This window comes from Streptomyces atratus, assembly GCF_900119365.1.
Classification (GTDB): Bacteria; Actinomycetota; Actinomycetes; order Streptomycetales; family Streptomycetaceae; genus Streptomyces; species Streptomyces atratus_B.
In genome coordinates this window covers 71,232-87,694 of record NZ_FPJO01000012.1, presented here as the reverse complement: position 1 = coordinate 87,694, position 16,463 = coordinate 71,232, and the positions used below count along the sequence as shown (strand labels likewise).

General features: G+C 69.6%; 7 protein-coding genes and 1 pseudogene. 6 read left to right on the top strand and 2 right to left on the bottom strand.

The window, feature by feature from the left end; translation table 11 throughout:
• Positions 1–35 precede the first annotated feature (35 nt).
• On the top strand, positions 36–2,066 hold the full coding sequence (locus BT364_RS21185; protein ID WP_072486790.1) for a M4 family metallopeptidase: 2,031 nt from the start codon (positions 36–38) through the stop codon (positions 2,064–2,066).
• 78 nt (positions 2,067–2,144) lie between these two features.
• Here the strand turns inward: BT364_RS21185 and glgP are convergent, their stop codons facing one another.
• Positions 2,145–4,748 carry an alpha-glucan family phosphorylase gene (gene glgP / locus BT364_RS21180; RefSeq protein WP_177328183.1) on the bottom strand — a complete coding sequence of 868 codons (2,604 nt, stop codon included), beginning with the start codon at positions 4,746–4,748 and terminating at the stop codon, positions 2,145–2,147.
• A 658-nt stretch (positions 4,749–5,406) separates the two neighbouring features.
• Between glgP and BT364_RS21175 the strand changes: the two genes are divergently transcribed.
• From BT364_RS21175 to glgB, 4 genes are all read left to right on the top strand, one after another.
• Positions 5,407–7,446: an alpha-1,4-glucan--maltose-1-phosphate maltosyltransferase gene (locus tag BT364_RS21175; RefSeq protein ID WP_072486789.1), complete on the top strand. Its 2,040-nt coding sequence runs from the start codon at positions 5,407–5,409 to the stop codon at positions 7,444–7,446.
• Positions 7,443–9,149 (top strand): maltose alpha-D-glucosyltransferase, encoded by a 1,707-nt coding sequence (gene treS / locus BT364_RS21170; protein ID WP_072486788.1) that lies wholly within the window; start codon positions 7,443–7,445, stop codon positions 9,147–9,149. Before BT364_RS21175 ends, treS begins: the two co-directional genes overlap by 4 nt.
• Positions 9,150–9,378: 229 nt before the next feature.
• On the top strand, positions 9,379–10,779 hold the full coding sequence (locus BT364_RS21165; protein WP_072486787.1) for a maltokinase N-terminal cap-like domain-containing protein: 1,401 nt from the start codon (positions 9,379–9,381) through the stop codon (positions 10,777–10,779).
• Positions 10,780–10,845: 66 nt separating this feature from the next.
• Positions 10,846–13,182, top strand: a complete 2,337-nt coding sequence (glgB, locus tag BT364_RS21160) for a 1,4-alpha-glucan branching enzyme (RefSeq protein WP_072486786.1) — start codon at positions 10,846–10,848, stop codon at positions 13,180–13,182.
• Between the two features lie 122 nt (positions 13,183–13,304).
• Here the strand turns inward: glgB and BT364_RS21155 are convergent.
• Positions 13,305–13,490 (bottom strand): annotated as a pseudogene (locus BT364_RS21155) (transposase family protein); the annotation flags it as partial.
• A 231-nt stretch (positions 13,491–13,721) separates the two neighbouring features.
• Between BT364_RS21155 and BT364_RS21150 the strand changes: the two are divergent.
• Positions 13,722–16,418: an NACHT domain-containing protein gene (locus tag BT364_RS21150; protein ID WP_079179563.1), complete on the top strand. Its 2,697-nt coding sequence runs from the start codon at positions 13,722–13,724 to the stop codon at positions 16,416–16,418.
• Positions 16,419–16,463: the final 45 nt, after the last annotated feature.

Below are 16,463 nucleotides of genomic sequence, written 5' to 3'. Positions count from 1 at the left end.
GTGCCGCCGGTACCCCCCTCGCAGAAGGAGTCCGCGTGAGATCCACGCCCAGCCGTCGTGCCACCGCGACCGGCGCTCTGATAGCCGCAGCAGCCCTCATCGCAGTCGGAGTCCAGACCGGTACAGCCACTGCCACCCCCGGCAGCACGACCTCGGCGGTACCGGCGTCCGCCGGCGCCGACCAGGGTTCCCTGGCCAAGCAGCTTTCCCCGTCCCAGCGCGCCGAGCTGATCCGCAAGGCCGACGCGAGCAAGGCGGACACGGCCAAGGACCTCGGTCTCGGATCCCAGGAGAAGCTCGTCGTCCGGGATGTCATCCAGGACAACGACGGCACCACGCACACGCGTTACGAGCGCACCTTCGCCGGACTCCCGGTGCTCGGCGGCGACCTGATCGTCAAGGAGTCCAAGTCCGGGACGACCCAGGGCGTCACCAAGGCCTCCAAGGTGACCAGCGGCCAGCTGAAGGCCGTGGACCTGAAGGCGGACGTCGCGCCCGCCAAGGCGGAGAAGCAGGCGCTCGGCCTCGCCAAGGCCGACGGTTCGAAGAAGACCGAGGCCGACCGGGCGCCCCGCAAGGTGGTCTGGATGGCGCAGGGCAAGCCGCAGCTCGCCTACGAGACCGTCGTCGGCGGCCTCCAGCACGACGGCACCCCCAACGAGCTGCACGTCATCACGGACGCGGCCACCGGGGCGAAGCTGTACGAGTGGCAGGGTGTCGAGAACGGTACCGGCAACACCCAGTACAACGGCCAGGTCACCCTCGGCACCGCCCCGTCGTACACGCTGACCGACACGGGCCGCGGCAACCACAAGACCTACAACCTGAACCACGGGTCGTCCGGCACCGGGACGCTGTTCACCAACTCCACGGACGTGTGGGGCAACGGCAACCCGTCGAACGCCGAGACGGCCGCCGCGGACGCCCACTACGGCGCGGCCGAGACCTGGGACTACTACAAGAACGTGCACGGCCGCACCGGTATCCGCGGTGACGGTGTCGGCGCGTACTCCCGCGTCCACTACGGCAACGCCTACGTCAACGCCTTCTGGCAGGACAGCTGCTTCTGCATGACGTACGGCGACGGCGAGGGCAACGTCAAGCCGCTGACCTCGCTCGATGTGGCCGCGCACGAGATGTCGCACGGTGTCACCGCCGCCACCGCCAACCTGGTCTACAGCGGCGAGTCCGGTGGCCTGAACGAGGCGACCAGCGACATCTTCGCCGCGGGCGTGGAGTTCTACTCCAACACCACCGCGGACCCGGGCGACTACCTCGTCGGCGAGAAGATCGACATCAACGGCGACGGCACCCCGCTGCGCTACATGGACAAGCCGAGCAAGGACGGCGCGTCCAAGGACGCGTGGTACTCGGGCATCGGCAACATCGACGTCCACTACTCCTCGGGCCCGGCGAACCACTTCTTCTACCTGCTCTCCGAGGGCAGCGGCGCCAAGGTCGTCAACGGGGTCTCCTACGACTCCCCGACCTCCGACGGCCTGCCGGTGACCGGCATCGGCCGCGCCAAGGCCGAGCAGATCTGGTTCAAGGCGCTCACCACCAAGTTCACCTCCACCACCAACTACGCGGCGGCCCGCACCGGCACCCTCGCCGTGGCCGGTGAGCTGTACGGCACGACCAGCGCCGAGTACAAGGCGGTCGGCGACGCCTGGGCGGCCATCAACGTCGGCACCCGCGACGGCGGCAACCCGGACCCGGGCGGCAAGGTCTTCGAGAACAAGACCACGGTGGCCATCCCGGACCGCGGTGCGGCCGTCACCAGCTCGGTCAACGTCACCGGTATCACCGGCAACGCGCCCAGCACCCTCAAGGTCGACGTGGACATCACCCACACCTACCGCGGTGACCTGGTCATCGACCTCGTCGCCCCGGACGGCACCTCGTACCGCCTGAAGAACTCGGGCTTCGACTCCGCGGACGACGTCAAGGCCACGTACACGGTCAACGCGTCGTCCGAGGTCGCCAACGGCAGCTGGAAGCTCAAGGTCCAGGACGTCTACTCGGGTGACACGGGCAAGATCAACAGCTTCAAGCTCACCTTCTGAACCCCACACCGGTCATGACCCGGTGACCGCCGCCCGGCAGGAGCTCACGCCCCTGCCGGGCGGTTCCGTTTCGGCGCATCAGCGCATCAGCACACCCGCACCGTCCCCGGCCGCCTCCGGGGGCAGCGCCACCAGGCCGAGTTCCGCCCCGGTCGCCAGCAGCGGATGGGCCGGCAGCACCCGCACCGTGTAGCCGTACGGCCCCGTGCGGTCGAGGGCGAGCGGCCCCTCGTAGAGCCAGCGGCCCTCCATGTCCTGGCCCCCGGCCGGCTTCAGCGGGAAGAGCTGGGCGTCCGAGATCCCGTCGGCGGCGTCCACCCGGCCGGCCACCGCCTGCACCTCCACGTCGTCCGGCTCCAGCACCCCGAGGGCGACCCTGACCCGGAGCAGCAGCGTCGCCCCCAGCTCGGCCGAGCCGTCCGCCGCGGTGGGCGCCACGGCCTCCACATGGTCGACGGCCACCCGCGGCCAGGCGGCACGGACCCTGGCCTTCCAGTCGGCGAGCCGGCGAGCCGTCCCCGGTTCCAGCGCACGCCGGGCGTGCGCTGCGGGCGCGTACAACCGCTCCACGTACTCGCAGACCATCCGGTCGGCCAGCACCTTGGGACCGAGCGTGCCCAGCGTGCGGCGGACCATCTCGATCCAGCGCTCCGGAAGCCCCTCGCCGCCCCGGTCGTAGAAGCGCGGCGCGACCCGGTCCTCGATCAGCTCGTAGAGGGCGGCCGCCTCCAGATCGTCCCGGCGGTCCTCGTCCTGCGCCAGACCGTCGGCGGTCGGGATCGCCCAGCCGAAGTCCGGCTCGAACCACTCGTCCCACCAGCCGTCGAGCACCGAGAGGTTCAGGCAGCCGTTGAGCGCCGCCTTCATCCCGCTCGTACCGCAGGCCTCCAGCGGGCGCAGCGGATTGTTCAGCCATACGTCGCAGCCCGGGTAGAGCTTCTGTGCCATGGCCATCCCGTAGTCCGGCAGGAACACGATGCGGTGGCGCACCCGCGGGTCGTCGGAGAACCGCACCAGCTCCCGCACCAGCCGCTTCCCGCCGTCGTCGGCGGGGTGGGCCTTGCCCGCGACGACGATCTGGACCGGGCGGGTCGGGTGGAGCAGCAGCTCCGTCAGCCGCTCGCGGTCACGCAGCATCAGCGTCAGCCGCTTGTACGAGGGGACGCGCCGGGCGAAGCCGATCGTCAGCACGTCCGGGTCCAGCACGGAGTCGATCCAGCCGAGCTCGGCCGGCTCCGCGCCCCGGACCCGCCACGAGGCGTGCAGCCGCTCGCGGACCTCGGTGACCAACTGCCCCCGCAGGGACCGCCGCAGGTCCCACAGCTCCCGGTCGGGGACCCCGGCGGCGGATTCCCAGCGTCCGGGCGCGCCGCCGTAGCGGCTGCGCAGCCGGAAGACCTCGGGCGCCACCCAGGTGGGTGCGTGGACCCCGTTGGTCACCGAGGTGACCGGCACCTCGGCGGGGTCGAAGCCGGGCCACAGCCCGGCGAACATCTCCCGGCTGACCGCGCCGTGGAGGGTGGAGACCCCGTTGGCCCGCTGGGCGAGCCGGAGCCCCATCACCGCCATGTTGAAGAGGCCGGGCTCACCGCCGGGGTAGGTCTCCGTGCCCAGTTGCAGGATGCGCTCGGCACAGACGCCCGGGAGTTCACCGTCGTCGCCGAAGTGCCGGGCGACGAGCTCGCGGTCGAAGCGGTCGATCCCGGCGGGCACGGGCGTGTGGGTGGTGAAGACCGTGCCGGCCCGTACGGCCTCCACCGCGGAGTCGAAGTCGAGGCCGCTGCCGGAAAGTTCACGGATGCGTTCGAGCCCGAGGAAGCCGGCGTGCCCCTCGTTGGTGTGGAACACCTCGGGTTCCGGGTGGCCGGTGAGACGGCAGTAGGTGCGCACGGCCCGTACGCCGCCGATACCGAGGAGCATCTCCTGGAAGAGCCGGTGCTCGCTGCCGCCGCCGTACAGCCGGTCGGTCACCTCGCGTTCGCCCGGCGCGTTCTCCTCCACGTCGGAGTCGAGCATCAGCAGGGGTACGCGTCCGACCCGGGCCTGCCAGATGTGGGCGTGCAGGGAACGGCCGCCGGGCAGGGCCAGCACCACCCGGCTCGGGGTGCCGTCGGCCTCGCGCAGCAGGGCGAGGGGGAGCTCGTTCGGATCGAGTACCGGATAGTGCTCCTGCTGCCAGCCGTCGCGCGACAGGCTCTGGCGGAAGTAGCCGTGCCGGTAGAGCAGGCCGACCCCGATGAGGGGGACGCCGAGGTCGCTGGCGGCCTTGAGATGGTCACCGGCGAGGATGCCGAGCCCGCCGGAGTACTGGGGCAGGGCCGCGGTCACTCCGAACTCGGGCGAGAAGTAGGCGACGGCGGCCGGGAGTTCGGCGCCCAGCTCCTGCTGCTCCTGGTACCACCTGGGCCCGTCCAGGTAGTCCCGGAGGTCCTGGGACGCCTCGGCCAGCCGGTGCAGGAACTTCTCGTCCCGGGCCAGCTCGGCGAGCCGCCCGGCGGATACGGCACCGAGCAGCCGTACGGGATCGCATTCCGCCGTCCGCCGGACCTCCGGTTCGACGGCCTGGAACAGCTCACGGGTCTCGGTGTGCCAGGACCAGCGCAGATTGTGGGCGAGGTCGCTGAGCGGTCGAAGGGGATCGGGGAGGACAGGACGCACGGTGAATCGACGAATGGCCTTCACATGACCACCTTTACAGGGGACGTACGGATCGCAGGGGACGCACCACGGGGTGCGCCGCTCCGTCACCCTCGCCGGTGGCGGCGTCCCTCACCGGTGGTGGCGGCCCCCACCCCATCCGTATCCGGATTCACTCACGGCTCGTCCGGGCACATCGCCCCCACCGGTAATGGCCGATTCCATTCCCTCATTCGGTCTTGTGGCCCTCCACACCAGAGGGAAAGCTGCGCAGTGGCGTCCGGACGGTCTCCGGCGAGCCCGTGCGGACGAGGCGGGGCCGGGTGCGAGCCGGTCGTCACGTATACGCCCGAGCAATTAACAGAACCACCGGATTGGCCCACCGGGAATCAGGGGAAGGCTTCTCCGGTACACAGCCCGAGTGCGCCCCGGGCGGTAGATGAATGCCGCCCGAATGCAGCACGAATGCGAGGCATCCGCGGGTCCGGAGTTCATCCGGTTTACTTCCGCGCAACATACCCGTGCCCAGGTCATTCGACTGCCATTCGAGTGAATGCGGACAGGAGCGGCCATGCCCACACCCCATCAGCCGTCGACGGAGCAGCTAGAAAGGACGGACCCGATCGGTCGCGGTGCGCGCATTTCGCCCTCCGCCACTGTGCCGCGCCCCGTTCAGCCCGAACCCCAGTCCCCAGGTGATTCCATGATCGGTCGCATTCCCGTCCTCGACGTCCGTCCCCTCGTCGACTGCGGCAGAAGGCCCGCCAAGGCCGTTGCCGGCGAGACCTTCCAGGTCACCGCGACCGTCTTCCGCGAGGGCCACGAGGCCGTCGCCGCCAATGTGGTGCTGACGGACCCGAACGGGCACCCGGGCCCCTGGACTCCGATGCGCGAGCTCGCTCCCGGCACCGACCGCTGGGGCGCCGATGTCACCCCGGTCTCCGAGGGCCGCTGGACGTATACGGTCGAGGCCTGGAGCGATCCGGTCAGCACCTGGCGGCAGCACGCCCGGATCAAGATTCCGGCGGGGATCGACACCACGCTCGTCCTGGCGGAGGGCGCCGAGCTGTACGAGCGGGCCGCCGAGGGGGTGCCCAAGAGGGACGGCCGCGAGGCGGTGCTGGCCGCCGTCGACGCGCTGCGCGACACGTCCCGCCCGGCTGCCGCCCGGCTGGCCGCGGCACTCACCCCCGAGGCGCAGGCCGCCCTCGCCCGTCATCCGCTGCGCGAACTCCTCAGCGCCTGCCCGCCGCTGCCGCTGGTGGTGGAACGCCGGCGGGCCCTGTTCGGCTCCTGGTACGAGCTGTTCCCCCGCTCCGAAGGCGCCAGGGTCGAGAAGGCCGGTCCGCCCGCGAAGCGGAAGGGCAGGGCGGGGAAGGCGGCCGAGGCGGCTCCGAGGATCGTCAGCGGCACCTTCCGTACGGCCGCCGAGCGGCTTCCCGCGGTCGCCGCGATGGGCTTCGACGTGGTCTATCTCCCGCCCGTCCACCCCATCGGAACCACTCACCGCAAGGGCCCCAACAACTCGCTCTCCCCCGCCCCGCACGACGTGGGAGTGCCATGGGCGATCGGCTCGGCCGAGGGCGGTCACGACGCCGTCCATCCCGAGCTCGGCACCCTCGACGACTTCGATCATTTCGTGGCGACCGCTCGCGATCTACGCATGGAGATCGCACTCGATTTCGCACTCCAGTGTTCTCCCGACCACCCCTGGGTGGAGAAACACCCGGAGTGGTTCCACCACCGCGCGGACGGCACGATCGCCCATGCCGAGAATCCGCCGAAAAAATACCAGGACATCTATCCGATCGCCTTCGACAGGGATATGTGCGGGCTGGTCGCCGAGACCGTGCGCATTCTGCGGTTCTGGATGGATCACGGGGTACGGATCTTCCGCGTCGACAATCCGCACACCAAACCGGTGGCCTTCTGGGAGAAGGTGATCGCGGACATCAACCGGACCGACCCCGATGTGATCTTCCTGGCCGAGGCATTCACCCGGCCGGCGATGATGAAGACGCTCGCAGCCATCGGCTTCCAGCAGTCCTACACGTATTTCACCTGGCGCAATACCAGGCAGGAAATCACCGAATACGTCACGGAGTTGTCGGGCGAGACCGCTTCCTGCATGCGGCCCAACTTCTTCGTGAACACCCCGGACATCCTGTCCGGCTACCTCCAGGACGGAGGCCGCCCGGCCTTCGAGGCGCGGGCCGTCCTCGCCGCGACGCTCTCCCCCTCCTGGGGTGTGTACGCGGGCTACGAGCTGTGCGAGAACACCCCGGTCGGGCCCGGCAGTGAGGAGTACCTCGACTCGGAGAAGTATCAGATCCGGCCCAGGGACTGGGAGTCGGCAGAGCGCGAGGGCCGTTCGCTGGCCCCGCTCATCACCACGCTCAACCGCGTCAGGCGCCGCAACCCGGCTTTGCAGCAGCTGCGCGACGTGCACTTCCACTCCACCGACAACGACGCGTTGATCGCGTACAGCAAGCGTTCGGGGTCGAACATCGTTCTGGTGGTCGCCAACCTCGACCCGCACCACACCCACGAGGCCACGGTCTCGTTGGACATGCCGCGACTCGGCCTCGACCGGCACGAGCGCGTGCCGGTGCGCGACGAGCTCTCCGGCGACACCTATCACTGGGGCAGGACCTTCTATGTGCGCCTAGAGCCGGGCGTCACGCCCGCGCACATCGTCGTCCTGCGACCGTCCCCGCCGACCGGAGGGTCACCCACACCATGATCGTCAATGAGCCTGTCCACGACACGTTCGAGGACACCCCGGCCAAGGACCGCGATCCCGACTGGTTCAAGCGCGCCGTCTTCTACGAGGTACTCGTCAGGTCCTTCCAGGACTCCAACGGCGACGGCATCGGCGACCTCAAGGGCATCACCGCCAAACTGGACTATCTGCAGTGGCTGGGCGTCGACTGCCTCTGGCTGCCGCCGTTCTTCAAGTCGCCGCTGCGCGACGGCGGTTACGACGTCTCCGATTACACCGCCGTACTGCCGGAGTTCGGCGACCTGGCCGACTTCGTGGAGTTCGTCGACGCCGCGCACCAGCGCGGGATGCGCGTGATCATCGACTTCGTCATGAATCACACGAGCGATCAGCACGACTGGTTCCAGCAGTCCCGCACCGACCCGGAGGGCCCGTACGGCGACTACTACGTCTGGGCCGACGACGACAAGCAGTTCCCGGACGCCCGGATCATCTTCGTGGACACGGAGACGTCCAACTGGACCTTCGACCCGGTGCGCAAGCAGTACTACTGGCATCGGTTCTTCTCCCACCAGCCGGATCTCAACTACGAGAACCCGGCGGTCCAGGAGGAGATCATCTCCGCGCTCCGCTTCTGGCTTGACCTCGGCATCGACGGCTTCCGGGTGGACGCCGTGCCGTACCTGTACCAGCGGGAGGGCACCAACTGCGAGAACCTCCCGGAGACGCACGACTTCCTCAAGCGGGTCCGCAAGGAGATCGACGCGCACTACCCGGACACCGTGCTGCTCGCCGAGGCCAACCAGTGGCCGGAGGACGTCGTCGACTACTTCGGCGCGTACGAGGCCGGCGGCGACGAGTGCCACATGGCGTTCCACTTCCCCGTGATGCCCCGGATCTTCATGGCCGTACGGCGCGAGAGCCGCCACCCGGTCTCCGAGATCCTGGCGAAGACACCGGCGATCCCGGAGAACTGCCAGTGGGGCATCTTCCTGCGCAACCACGACGAGCTCACCCTCGAAATGGTCACGGACGAAGAACGCGACTACATGTACGCGGAGTACGCCAAGGATCCGCGCATGCGGGCCAACATCGGCATCCGGCGGCGGCTCGCACCGCTGCTGGACAACGACCGCAACCAGATCGAGCTGTTCACCGCGCTGCTGCTGTCACTGCCCGGCTCCCCGATCCTCTACTACGGGGACGAGATCGGGATGGGCGACAACATCTGGCTCGGTGACCGGGACGCCGTACGCACCCCGATGCAGTGGACGCCCGACCGCAACGCCGGGTTCTCCTCCAGCGACCCGGGGCGGCTCTACCTCCCCACCATCATGGATCCGGTCTACGGCTACCAAGTCACCAATGTCGAGGCGTCGATGGCGTCCCCGTCGTCGCTGCTGCACTGGACGCGGCGGATGATCGAGATCCGTAAGCAGAACCCCGCCTTCGGTCTCGGCTCGTACAACGAACTGCCGTCGTCGAACCCGGCCGTGATCGCCTTCACCCGTGAGCACGGAGACGATCTCGTGCTGTGCGTGCACAACTTCTCGCGGTTCGCGCAGCCCACGGAGATCGATCTGCGGTCCTTCGACGGGCGTCATCCGGTGGAGCTGATCGGTGGGGTGCGCTTCCCCGCCGTCGGCCGGTGGCCCTACCTGCTGACGCTCGCGGGGCACGGCTTCTACTGGTTCCGGCTGCGCAAGGACGCGTCGCCGGGCTGACCGGACACCATCGATCGCGGGGCGGTTTCCGCCGCCCCGCACGGGGCACCTCACCCCACACCGCACACGTACGGGCCCCTTCCGGGTCCCATCTGGCGTTTCGATCCCATCGAGTCGAGTCCGTACGGACCATCCTGACCCGACACGTCCCGCACAGCCGGACAGCTATTGCCGCAATCCGGGACACTCTTCGCATCCTGTGGTGTGCCCGGGGAAAGGACGCGATGCCATGTCGGAGGCTGCATCCACTCGGGTCGCCCTGACCGACAGCACAAACCTGCTCCCGTCTCTCGCCCCCCTGCTGCACCAATGGCTGCCCCGGCAGCGATGGTTCGCGGGCAAGGGGCGGCCGATCAACGCGTTCTCGCTGGTGTCGACGACCGAGATACTGCCGGTGGGCACCGAGTCCGTCGCCGCCGGAACCGGAACCGGGCTGCTCCATCTGCTGGTCCGGGTCCACCAGCCGTCCACGCCCGCGCAGTCGCCGGACGACTGCTACCAACTGCTGCTCGGCGTACGGGCCGCACTGCCGCCCCGGCTGGCGCCCGCGCTCATCGGCCAGGTGACCGAGGGACCGCTGGCCGGCCGCACCGTCTACGAGGGGCTGCACGACCCGCGCCTCGCCGAACTGCTGCTGGAACGATTCCGTACCCCCGGCACCCTGGGCGCCCTGCACTTCGACCGGAGCGGACCAGCCATCGCCGCCGGGCTCACACCGCGGCTGCTCGACACCGAGCAGTCCAACACCTCGCTCGTCTACGGCGACGCCTACATCCTCAAGATCTTCCGCCGGGTCTTCCCGGGCACCAACCCCGATCTGGAGCTTCCGCTGGCGCTCGTGCAAGAGGGCTGCGGACGGGTGCCCGCCCCCGTCGCCTGGTTCGAGGCCACCACCCCCCGGCCGCTCACCCTCGGCGTACTGCAGCCGTTCCTGAGCGGCGCCGAGGACGGCTGGCAGCTCGCCCTGCGCGCCCTGGCCGGGAGCCGGGACTTCACCGACGAGGCCCACGCGCTGGGCCGGGCCACCGCCGAGGTGCACACCGCGCTCGCCGCCGCCCTGCCGACGCCCGCCCTGCACCGCGCCCAGACCGAACGCCTCGCCGCCTCGATGGTGCGCCGGCTGGAGGCCGCCGCCCAGGCGGTGCCGGAACTCGTGCCGTACGTCCCCGGACTGCGTACCGCCTTCGACGCGGTGGCCGCACTCGGTCACCGGGGACGCGACTGGGCGGCCCAGCGGGTGCACGGCGATCTCCATCTCGGCCAGACCCTGCGCGCGGCCGACGGTTTCTGGTCACTGATCGACTTCGAGGGCGAACCGGCCCGACCGCTGCGTGAACGCCGCCGCCCACAGCTCCCGGTGCGCGACATCGCCGGGATGCTCCGCTCCTTCGACTACGCGGCCCGCTCGCACCGCCCGTGGAACGCCGGCTGGGCGGCCCGCTGCCGGACCGCCTACTGCGAGGGGTACGCCCGCGCCGCGGGCTTCGACCCGCGCAGCGAACCGGAGCTGCTGCGCGCCCACGAGACCGACAAGGCGGTGTACGAGGTGCTGTACGAAGCACGTCACCGGCCCGACTGGCTGCCGGTCCCGATGGCCGCGATCCACCGCCTGGCCGCCGCCGACGACTGACGGCCCGGCACGCGCTCCCGCCGCTCCCTCTCTCCCCCCTCAACACCCTCCGAGGAGGCTGTCCCCGTGACCGCCCGCAAGCCGTCCCGCACAACGCCCGCCCCCACCGAGGTCCCCCGAGTCGATCCACCGGCACCCGAGGCGGCGGCAGCCCCCGCGGCGCCGCCCCCGCGCCCCCGCCGGAGCGCCGCCGGCCAGGGCGTGCGCCGGGCGCGTCCCCTCGACGACGGCGACCGGGTCCGGCTGCTGGCCGGTGAGCACCACGCCCCGCACGACCTGCTCGGCGCCCACCCGGTCCGGGGCGGTGTGACCTTCCGGGTGCTGCGCCCGTACGCCCGGTCGGTGACCGTGCTCGCCAAGGGACTGCGGGCACGGCTCCACGACGACGGCGACGGCTTCTTCTCCGGGCTGCTGCCGATGCCCGCGCTGCCCGACCACCGGCTGCTGGTCGCCTACGCCGACGATGAGATCGAGGTCCAGGACCCGTACCGCTTCCTGCCCGCGCTCGGCGATCTCGATCTGCATCTGATCGGCGAGGGACGGCACGAGGAGCTGTGGACCGCCCTCGGCGCGCAGCCCATGGAGCACCAGGGGGTGGCGGGCACCCGGTTCACGCTCTGGGCGCCCAACGCCCGCGGTGTGCGGGTCGTCGGAGACTTCAACTACTGGGACGGCACCGGCTTCCCGATGCGTTCGCTGGGCTCCTCCGGGGTGTGGGAGCTGTTCCTGCCCGGGATCGGGGAGGGCGCGCTGTACAAGTTCGACGTGTGCCGCCCGGACGGTTCGCACACGGTGCGCGCCGACCCGATGGCCCGGTACGCCGAGGTGCCGCCCGCCAACGCCTCGATCGTGACGGCCTCGCACCACGAATGGCGGGACCAGGAGTGGATGGCGCACCGCGGGGACGTCCCGGTGCACGAGGCGCCGCTGTCGGTGTACGAGGTGCATCTGCCGTCCTGGCGGCCGGGGCTCACCTACCGCCGGCTGGCCGACCAACTCCCGGCGTACGTAAGGGATCTGGGGTTCACACATGTGGAGCTGATGCCGATCTCGGAGCACCCCTTCGGCGGCTCGTGGGGGTATCAGGTCACCGGCTTCTACGCCCCCACGTCACGCATGGGCACACCCGACGACTTCCGTTTCCTCGTCGATTCCCTGCACCGGGCCGGAATCGGCGTGATCGTCGACTGGGTGCCCGCGCACTTCCCGCGCGACGACTGGGCGCTGGCGGAGTTCGACGGCCGGCCGCTGTACGAGCACTCCGATCCGTCCCGGGCGGCACATCCGGACTGGGGCACGCTGGAGTTCGACTTCGGCCGCACCGAGGTGCGCAACTTCCTGGTGGCCAACGCCACTTACTGGTGCGAGGAGTTCCACATCGACGGGCTGCGGGTCGACGCGGTCGCCTCGATGCTCTATCTCGACTACTCGCGCCAGGAGGGCGAGTGGTCCCCGAACGAGCGCGGCGGGCGGGAGAATCTGGACGCCGTCGCCTTCCTCCAGGAGATGAACGCCACGGTCTACCGCCGCAATCCGGGTGTGGTGACCATCGCGGAGGAGTCCACCGCCTGGGACGGCGTCACCCGCGCCACCCACCATGTCGGCCCCGGCGGCTTCGGGGGCCTCGGCTTCGGGCTGAAGTGGAACATGGGCTGGATGCACGACTCCCTGGAGTACGTGTCGAAGGAGCCGGTGCACCGCAAGTACCACCACAACGAGATGACCTTCTCGATGGTGTACGCGTACAGCGAGAACTACGTCCTGCCGATCTCGCACGACGAGGTGGTGCACGGCAAGCGGTCGCTGGTCTCCAAGATGCCCGGCGACTGGTGGCAGCAGCGCGCCAACCACCGGGCCTACCTGGGCTTCATGTGGGCCCACCCGGGCAAGCAACTCCTTTTCATGGGACAGGAGTTCGCCCAGGGCGCGGAGTGGTCGGAGGGACACGGCCCGGACTGGTGGCTGCTGGACCCCTCGTACGCGGCGGAGAGCGACCACCGGGGCGTACGCACCCTGGTGAGCGACCTGAACGCGGTGTACGGCGCGACCCCCGCGCTCTGGCAGCGCGACACCGTTCCGGAGGGCTTCGACTGGGTGGATGGCGGCGCGGCCGAGGACAATGTCTTCGCCTTCCTGCGCTACGACGCGCACGGCTCGCCGCTGCTGGCCGTCAGCAACTTCTCCCCGGTGGTGCGGCACGACTACCGGGTGGGGGTGCCGGATGTGCTCGGGGACCGGGTGGCGTGGGCGGAGGTCCTCAACACCGACGCCGCGCGCTACGGCGGCAGCGGTGTGGGCCATCCCGGTCCGCTGAAGCCGCAGCCGGTGGCCGCGCACGGCAGGCCCGGCAGCCTGCTGCTGACGCTGCCGCCGCTGGCGACGGTCTGGTTCCGGCCGGTCTGAGCCGGGGCGCGGGGCGCGCGGCGCGGCGGCAGTCGCGCGCCCCGCGCCATGTCAGCTCCGGGCAGCGACACGCTGTCGCACCGCGCAGCACCGGACGCACCGTGTGTGCGCAGTTGTTCGCCCGAGATACCGAAGCCGGCGGCTATCTGTGCCAGGGCGTCGTGCTTGCGCAGGTACACCAGAGCGACGAGCGCGCGTTGGTGCGGCGGGAGCTTGCAGCGGCGGTCACCCTCGCGGGTGACGATGAGCAGGGTGACCCACTCGACCAGCGAATGAGGCAGGTCGCGTGCGGCAGGATAGAAGACCAACGAGGCGCCTGTGCTGATGAGTTGAGACTTCGAAAACCTCCCTCAACGGCACGGGTGTCTCGCGCGTTGCGCCGTCGCCGCCGTCACCTCATCGGTGGCCACTCTGAAAACGCTCAATGACTCAAAAGCGACCCTTCCCCTCGAATGCGAATTGGCAATTCCGCGCCGACGCGGACTATATGAAACCTCATGATGTGACGGGACCTCTCGCTGCACGATGGGGGAACAAGGATGACCACTGGCAAGTGGTACGGGCTACTCGTGGTTGTGGGGATTGCCGGCGGGGTGGTAGCGGCCCTGACCCTCCACGGGGAGAAGATCGGGGTGGCGAGTGCCACCCTCCTGGCTCTCGCTCCCATGTATCTGGCGTGGGTGGCGTACCGTCGTGAGCACGCTGGCGCAACCGATCTGGACGCGGTCGCGGACGAGCTCGCGGCGGCGGTGAGACCGCAGTGGGAGAAGGAGGCCGCCGGCCGCCAGATCAACGATTCGTACACACTGCCGGTGGCGTGGGGCAGCGTCGACGACACCCTGATGGAACCATGGCCCCGCCTGGCCGACGTGGCACGCTCCTGGCCGGGTGGCGCGCCGGGTGACCCTGCCGAATGGCCTGCGGATGCTGCCGGTCTGGCGGGGGACGGTGCGCAGATCGGTGACGTATTCTCCCGGCGGATCCCCACGCGCCGGCTGGTCGTTCTCGGTGAGCCGGGTTCCGGCAAGACGGTTCTGCTCATCCGGCTGCTGCTGGATCTGATCCAGCGCCGGCAGAGCGGTGACCCCGTGCCGGTGCTGTTCTCCCTGGCTTCGTGGGACCCGGTCCAGCCTCTCAACGTATGGATGGTCGAACGGCTGCAGAGCACATATCCCAGCCTGCGCGCGCCGGCATCCCGCTCCAGGTCCGGGCCCAGTCTTGCGCAGTCCCTGCTGGAGGCGGGGCGCATCGTGCCGTTGCTGGACGGCTTCGACGAGCTGCCGCCCGCGCTGCACGCCGTCGCGCTGGACACGCTCAACCGATCCCTGCCCGCACGGCAGGCCGCCGTACTGACCAGCAGGACCGAGCCCTACCGCGCCGCGCTCAACGGGCCGGACGTCACTGTGCGGTTCAACAGCGCCGCCGTGGTCCGGCTGCTTCCGCTGAGTCCCGAGCTGGCCGCCGACTACTTGCAGCGGGGTGGCGGTGCTGCCGACGCCCCGGCCATGGAGCGCTGGCGCAACGTGGCTGCCCAGCTGGGCAGTGGCTCCGCGGTCGGGCAGTCGCTGAGCACCCCGCTCGGCCTGTTCCTTGCGCGAACCAGCTACAACCGCCGCCCTCAGGTCCGCACCTGGACCGCACCCGATCCGGCCCCTCACCCGGACCGGCTCTGCGACACGGCGGTCTACCCCACCCGTGCCGACCTCGACGCCCATCTGTTCAACGCCTATATTCCGGCTGCCTACGGCTGGGACGGCGCCGGTGAGCCCCGCTGGAACGCCGTCGAAGCCGGGCAGTACCTGGGCTTCCTGGCGCGACACCTGGAGGACAACCGCGGCGGCAGCCCGGACCTCGCCTGGTGGGAGCTGCACGAGGCCGTTCCGGCGTTCATCCGCCGGCTCTCAGCAGGGTGCATGGGTGGTCTCGCCATGGCTCTCGGCGGCGGGTTCCTGTACGGCAGTTTCGACCACGTGCTGATGACATGGCCCATGTGCTGGGCCATGTTCACGCTCATGTTCTCCATCCCCGCGACCATGCGTCCTGCACCCCTCGACCCCCTGCGCCCCTGGTCGCTCCGCACCTTCGGGATCGGTCTTGCGTACGCGATCACCTACGGAATCGCGCTCGCCGTTCTGGTCGCGGTAACAGCGCTCGGACGCGTCGATACGGATGACATCGTGACCATGGCGGACGTTGAGCTCAGCGGCCTGGAACTGGCCAACTACGGGTTCCTGGCCGGGTTGGCGGGGGGGATCCTGTTCGGAATCATGATTGCGGTTCCGCTACGGATGCGACCCACAGCGACTGCTTCGTCACGACGCCTGTCACCCCGATTGTTCGGAATCGGAACTATTCATGGGGCCTTCTACGGTTTCACCGGCGGATTTCTCGCATCATTCACATATGCATGGTGGCCCTACCTGCAGCCGGGGCGCCCGACGGCAGGTGGGACTGTGCAGTCCACCGGCATCCTCCAGCTCCTCTTCGCACAGCTGCTGCTCGGTGTCCTGCCCGGGATCGTCCTCAGCCTGGTGTGCGGGATCGCGTACGGAGTGGCATTCGGGATCCCCCGTCGCGTGCACCCACGAACCCCCAACGCAGGTATGCGCCTGTCATTCCGCTCATTTGTCGTCGGGTTCGCCATTGGTTTCGTCCCGTTCCTCGGCCTCTCGTTCCTGCCGGATGTCCCGCGTTCGGAAATGATCATGGCTGGTTGTCTGTGCGGAGTCATCAGCGGGCTCTTCGTCGGACTCGTGGACGGGCTGAGGGTAAGGAAGGCCGACCAGGCATCCGTGGTCGGACCGACAGCACTTCTCGCCCTGGACCGCCGGACCTTTTGGGTGTTCGAGACCGCCGGCGCCGCCGTGTGCGGACTGGTATGCGGATTCATGGCCCTGTTCGCGAACGTGAGCCCGGAGCTATCCGGATCCGAGGCCCTGGAGATCTTCCTGCCGTGGACAGGGTTCGGCACCTTCGTCGGGGTCCTGAGCGGGTTCAAACGCGCGGCCTGGGGAAGGTCGGCCATGGCACGGATCTATCTGGCGTCGAGGCGCCGAGTCCCGTTCCGCTTGATGGCGTTCCTGGAGGACGCGCATGAACGTGGCGTACTGCGCAAGGTCGGGGCGACGTACCAGTTCAGGCACATCGACCTGCAGCGCCACCTTGCGCAGCGACATGCCACTGTTCCTTCCCCCCGGTCACCACACGTCAACACGCCCTCGACGGTGGGGGGCTGACGGCCCGGACCCGATAGGCGGCGCCGCCTTGGTACGGCGCCTCCG

Excerpts from the sequence above, each read along its gene's own strand:
- BT364_RS21175 (WP_072486789.1), top strand. The coding sequence starts at position 5,407 with ATGATCGGTCGCATTCCCGTCCTCGACGTCCGTCCCCTCGTCGACTGC.
- BT364_RS21165 (WP_072486787.1), top strand. The coding sequence starts at position 9,379 with ATGTCGGAGGCTGCATCCACTCGGGTCGCCCTGACCGACAGCACAAAC.
- BT364_RS21150 (WP_079179563.1), top strand. The coding sequence starts at position 13,722 with ATGACCACTGGCAAGTGGTACGGGCTACTCGTGGTTGTGGGGATTGCC.
- treS (WP_072486788.1), top strand. The coding sequence starts at position 7,443 with ATGATCGTCAATGAGCCTGTCCACGACACGTTCGAGGACACCCCGGCC.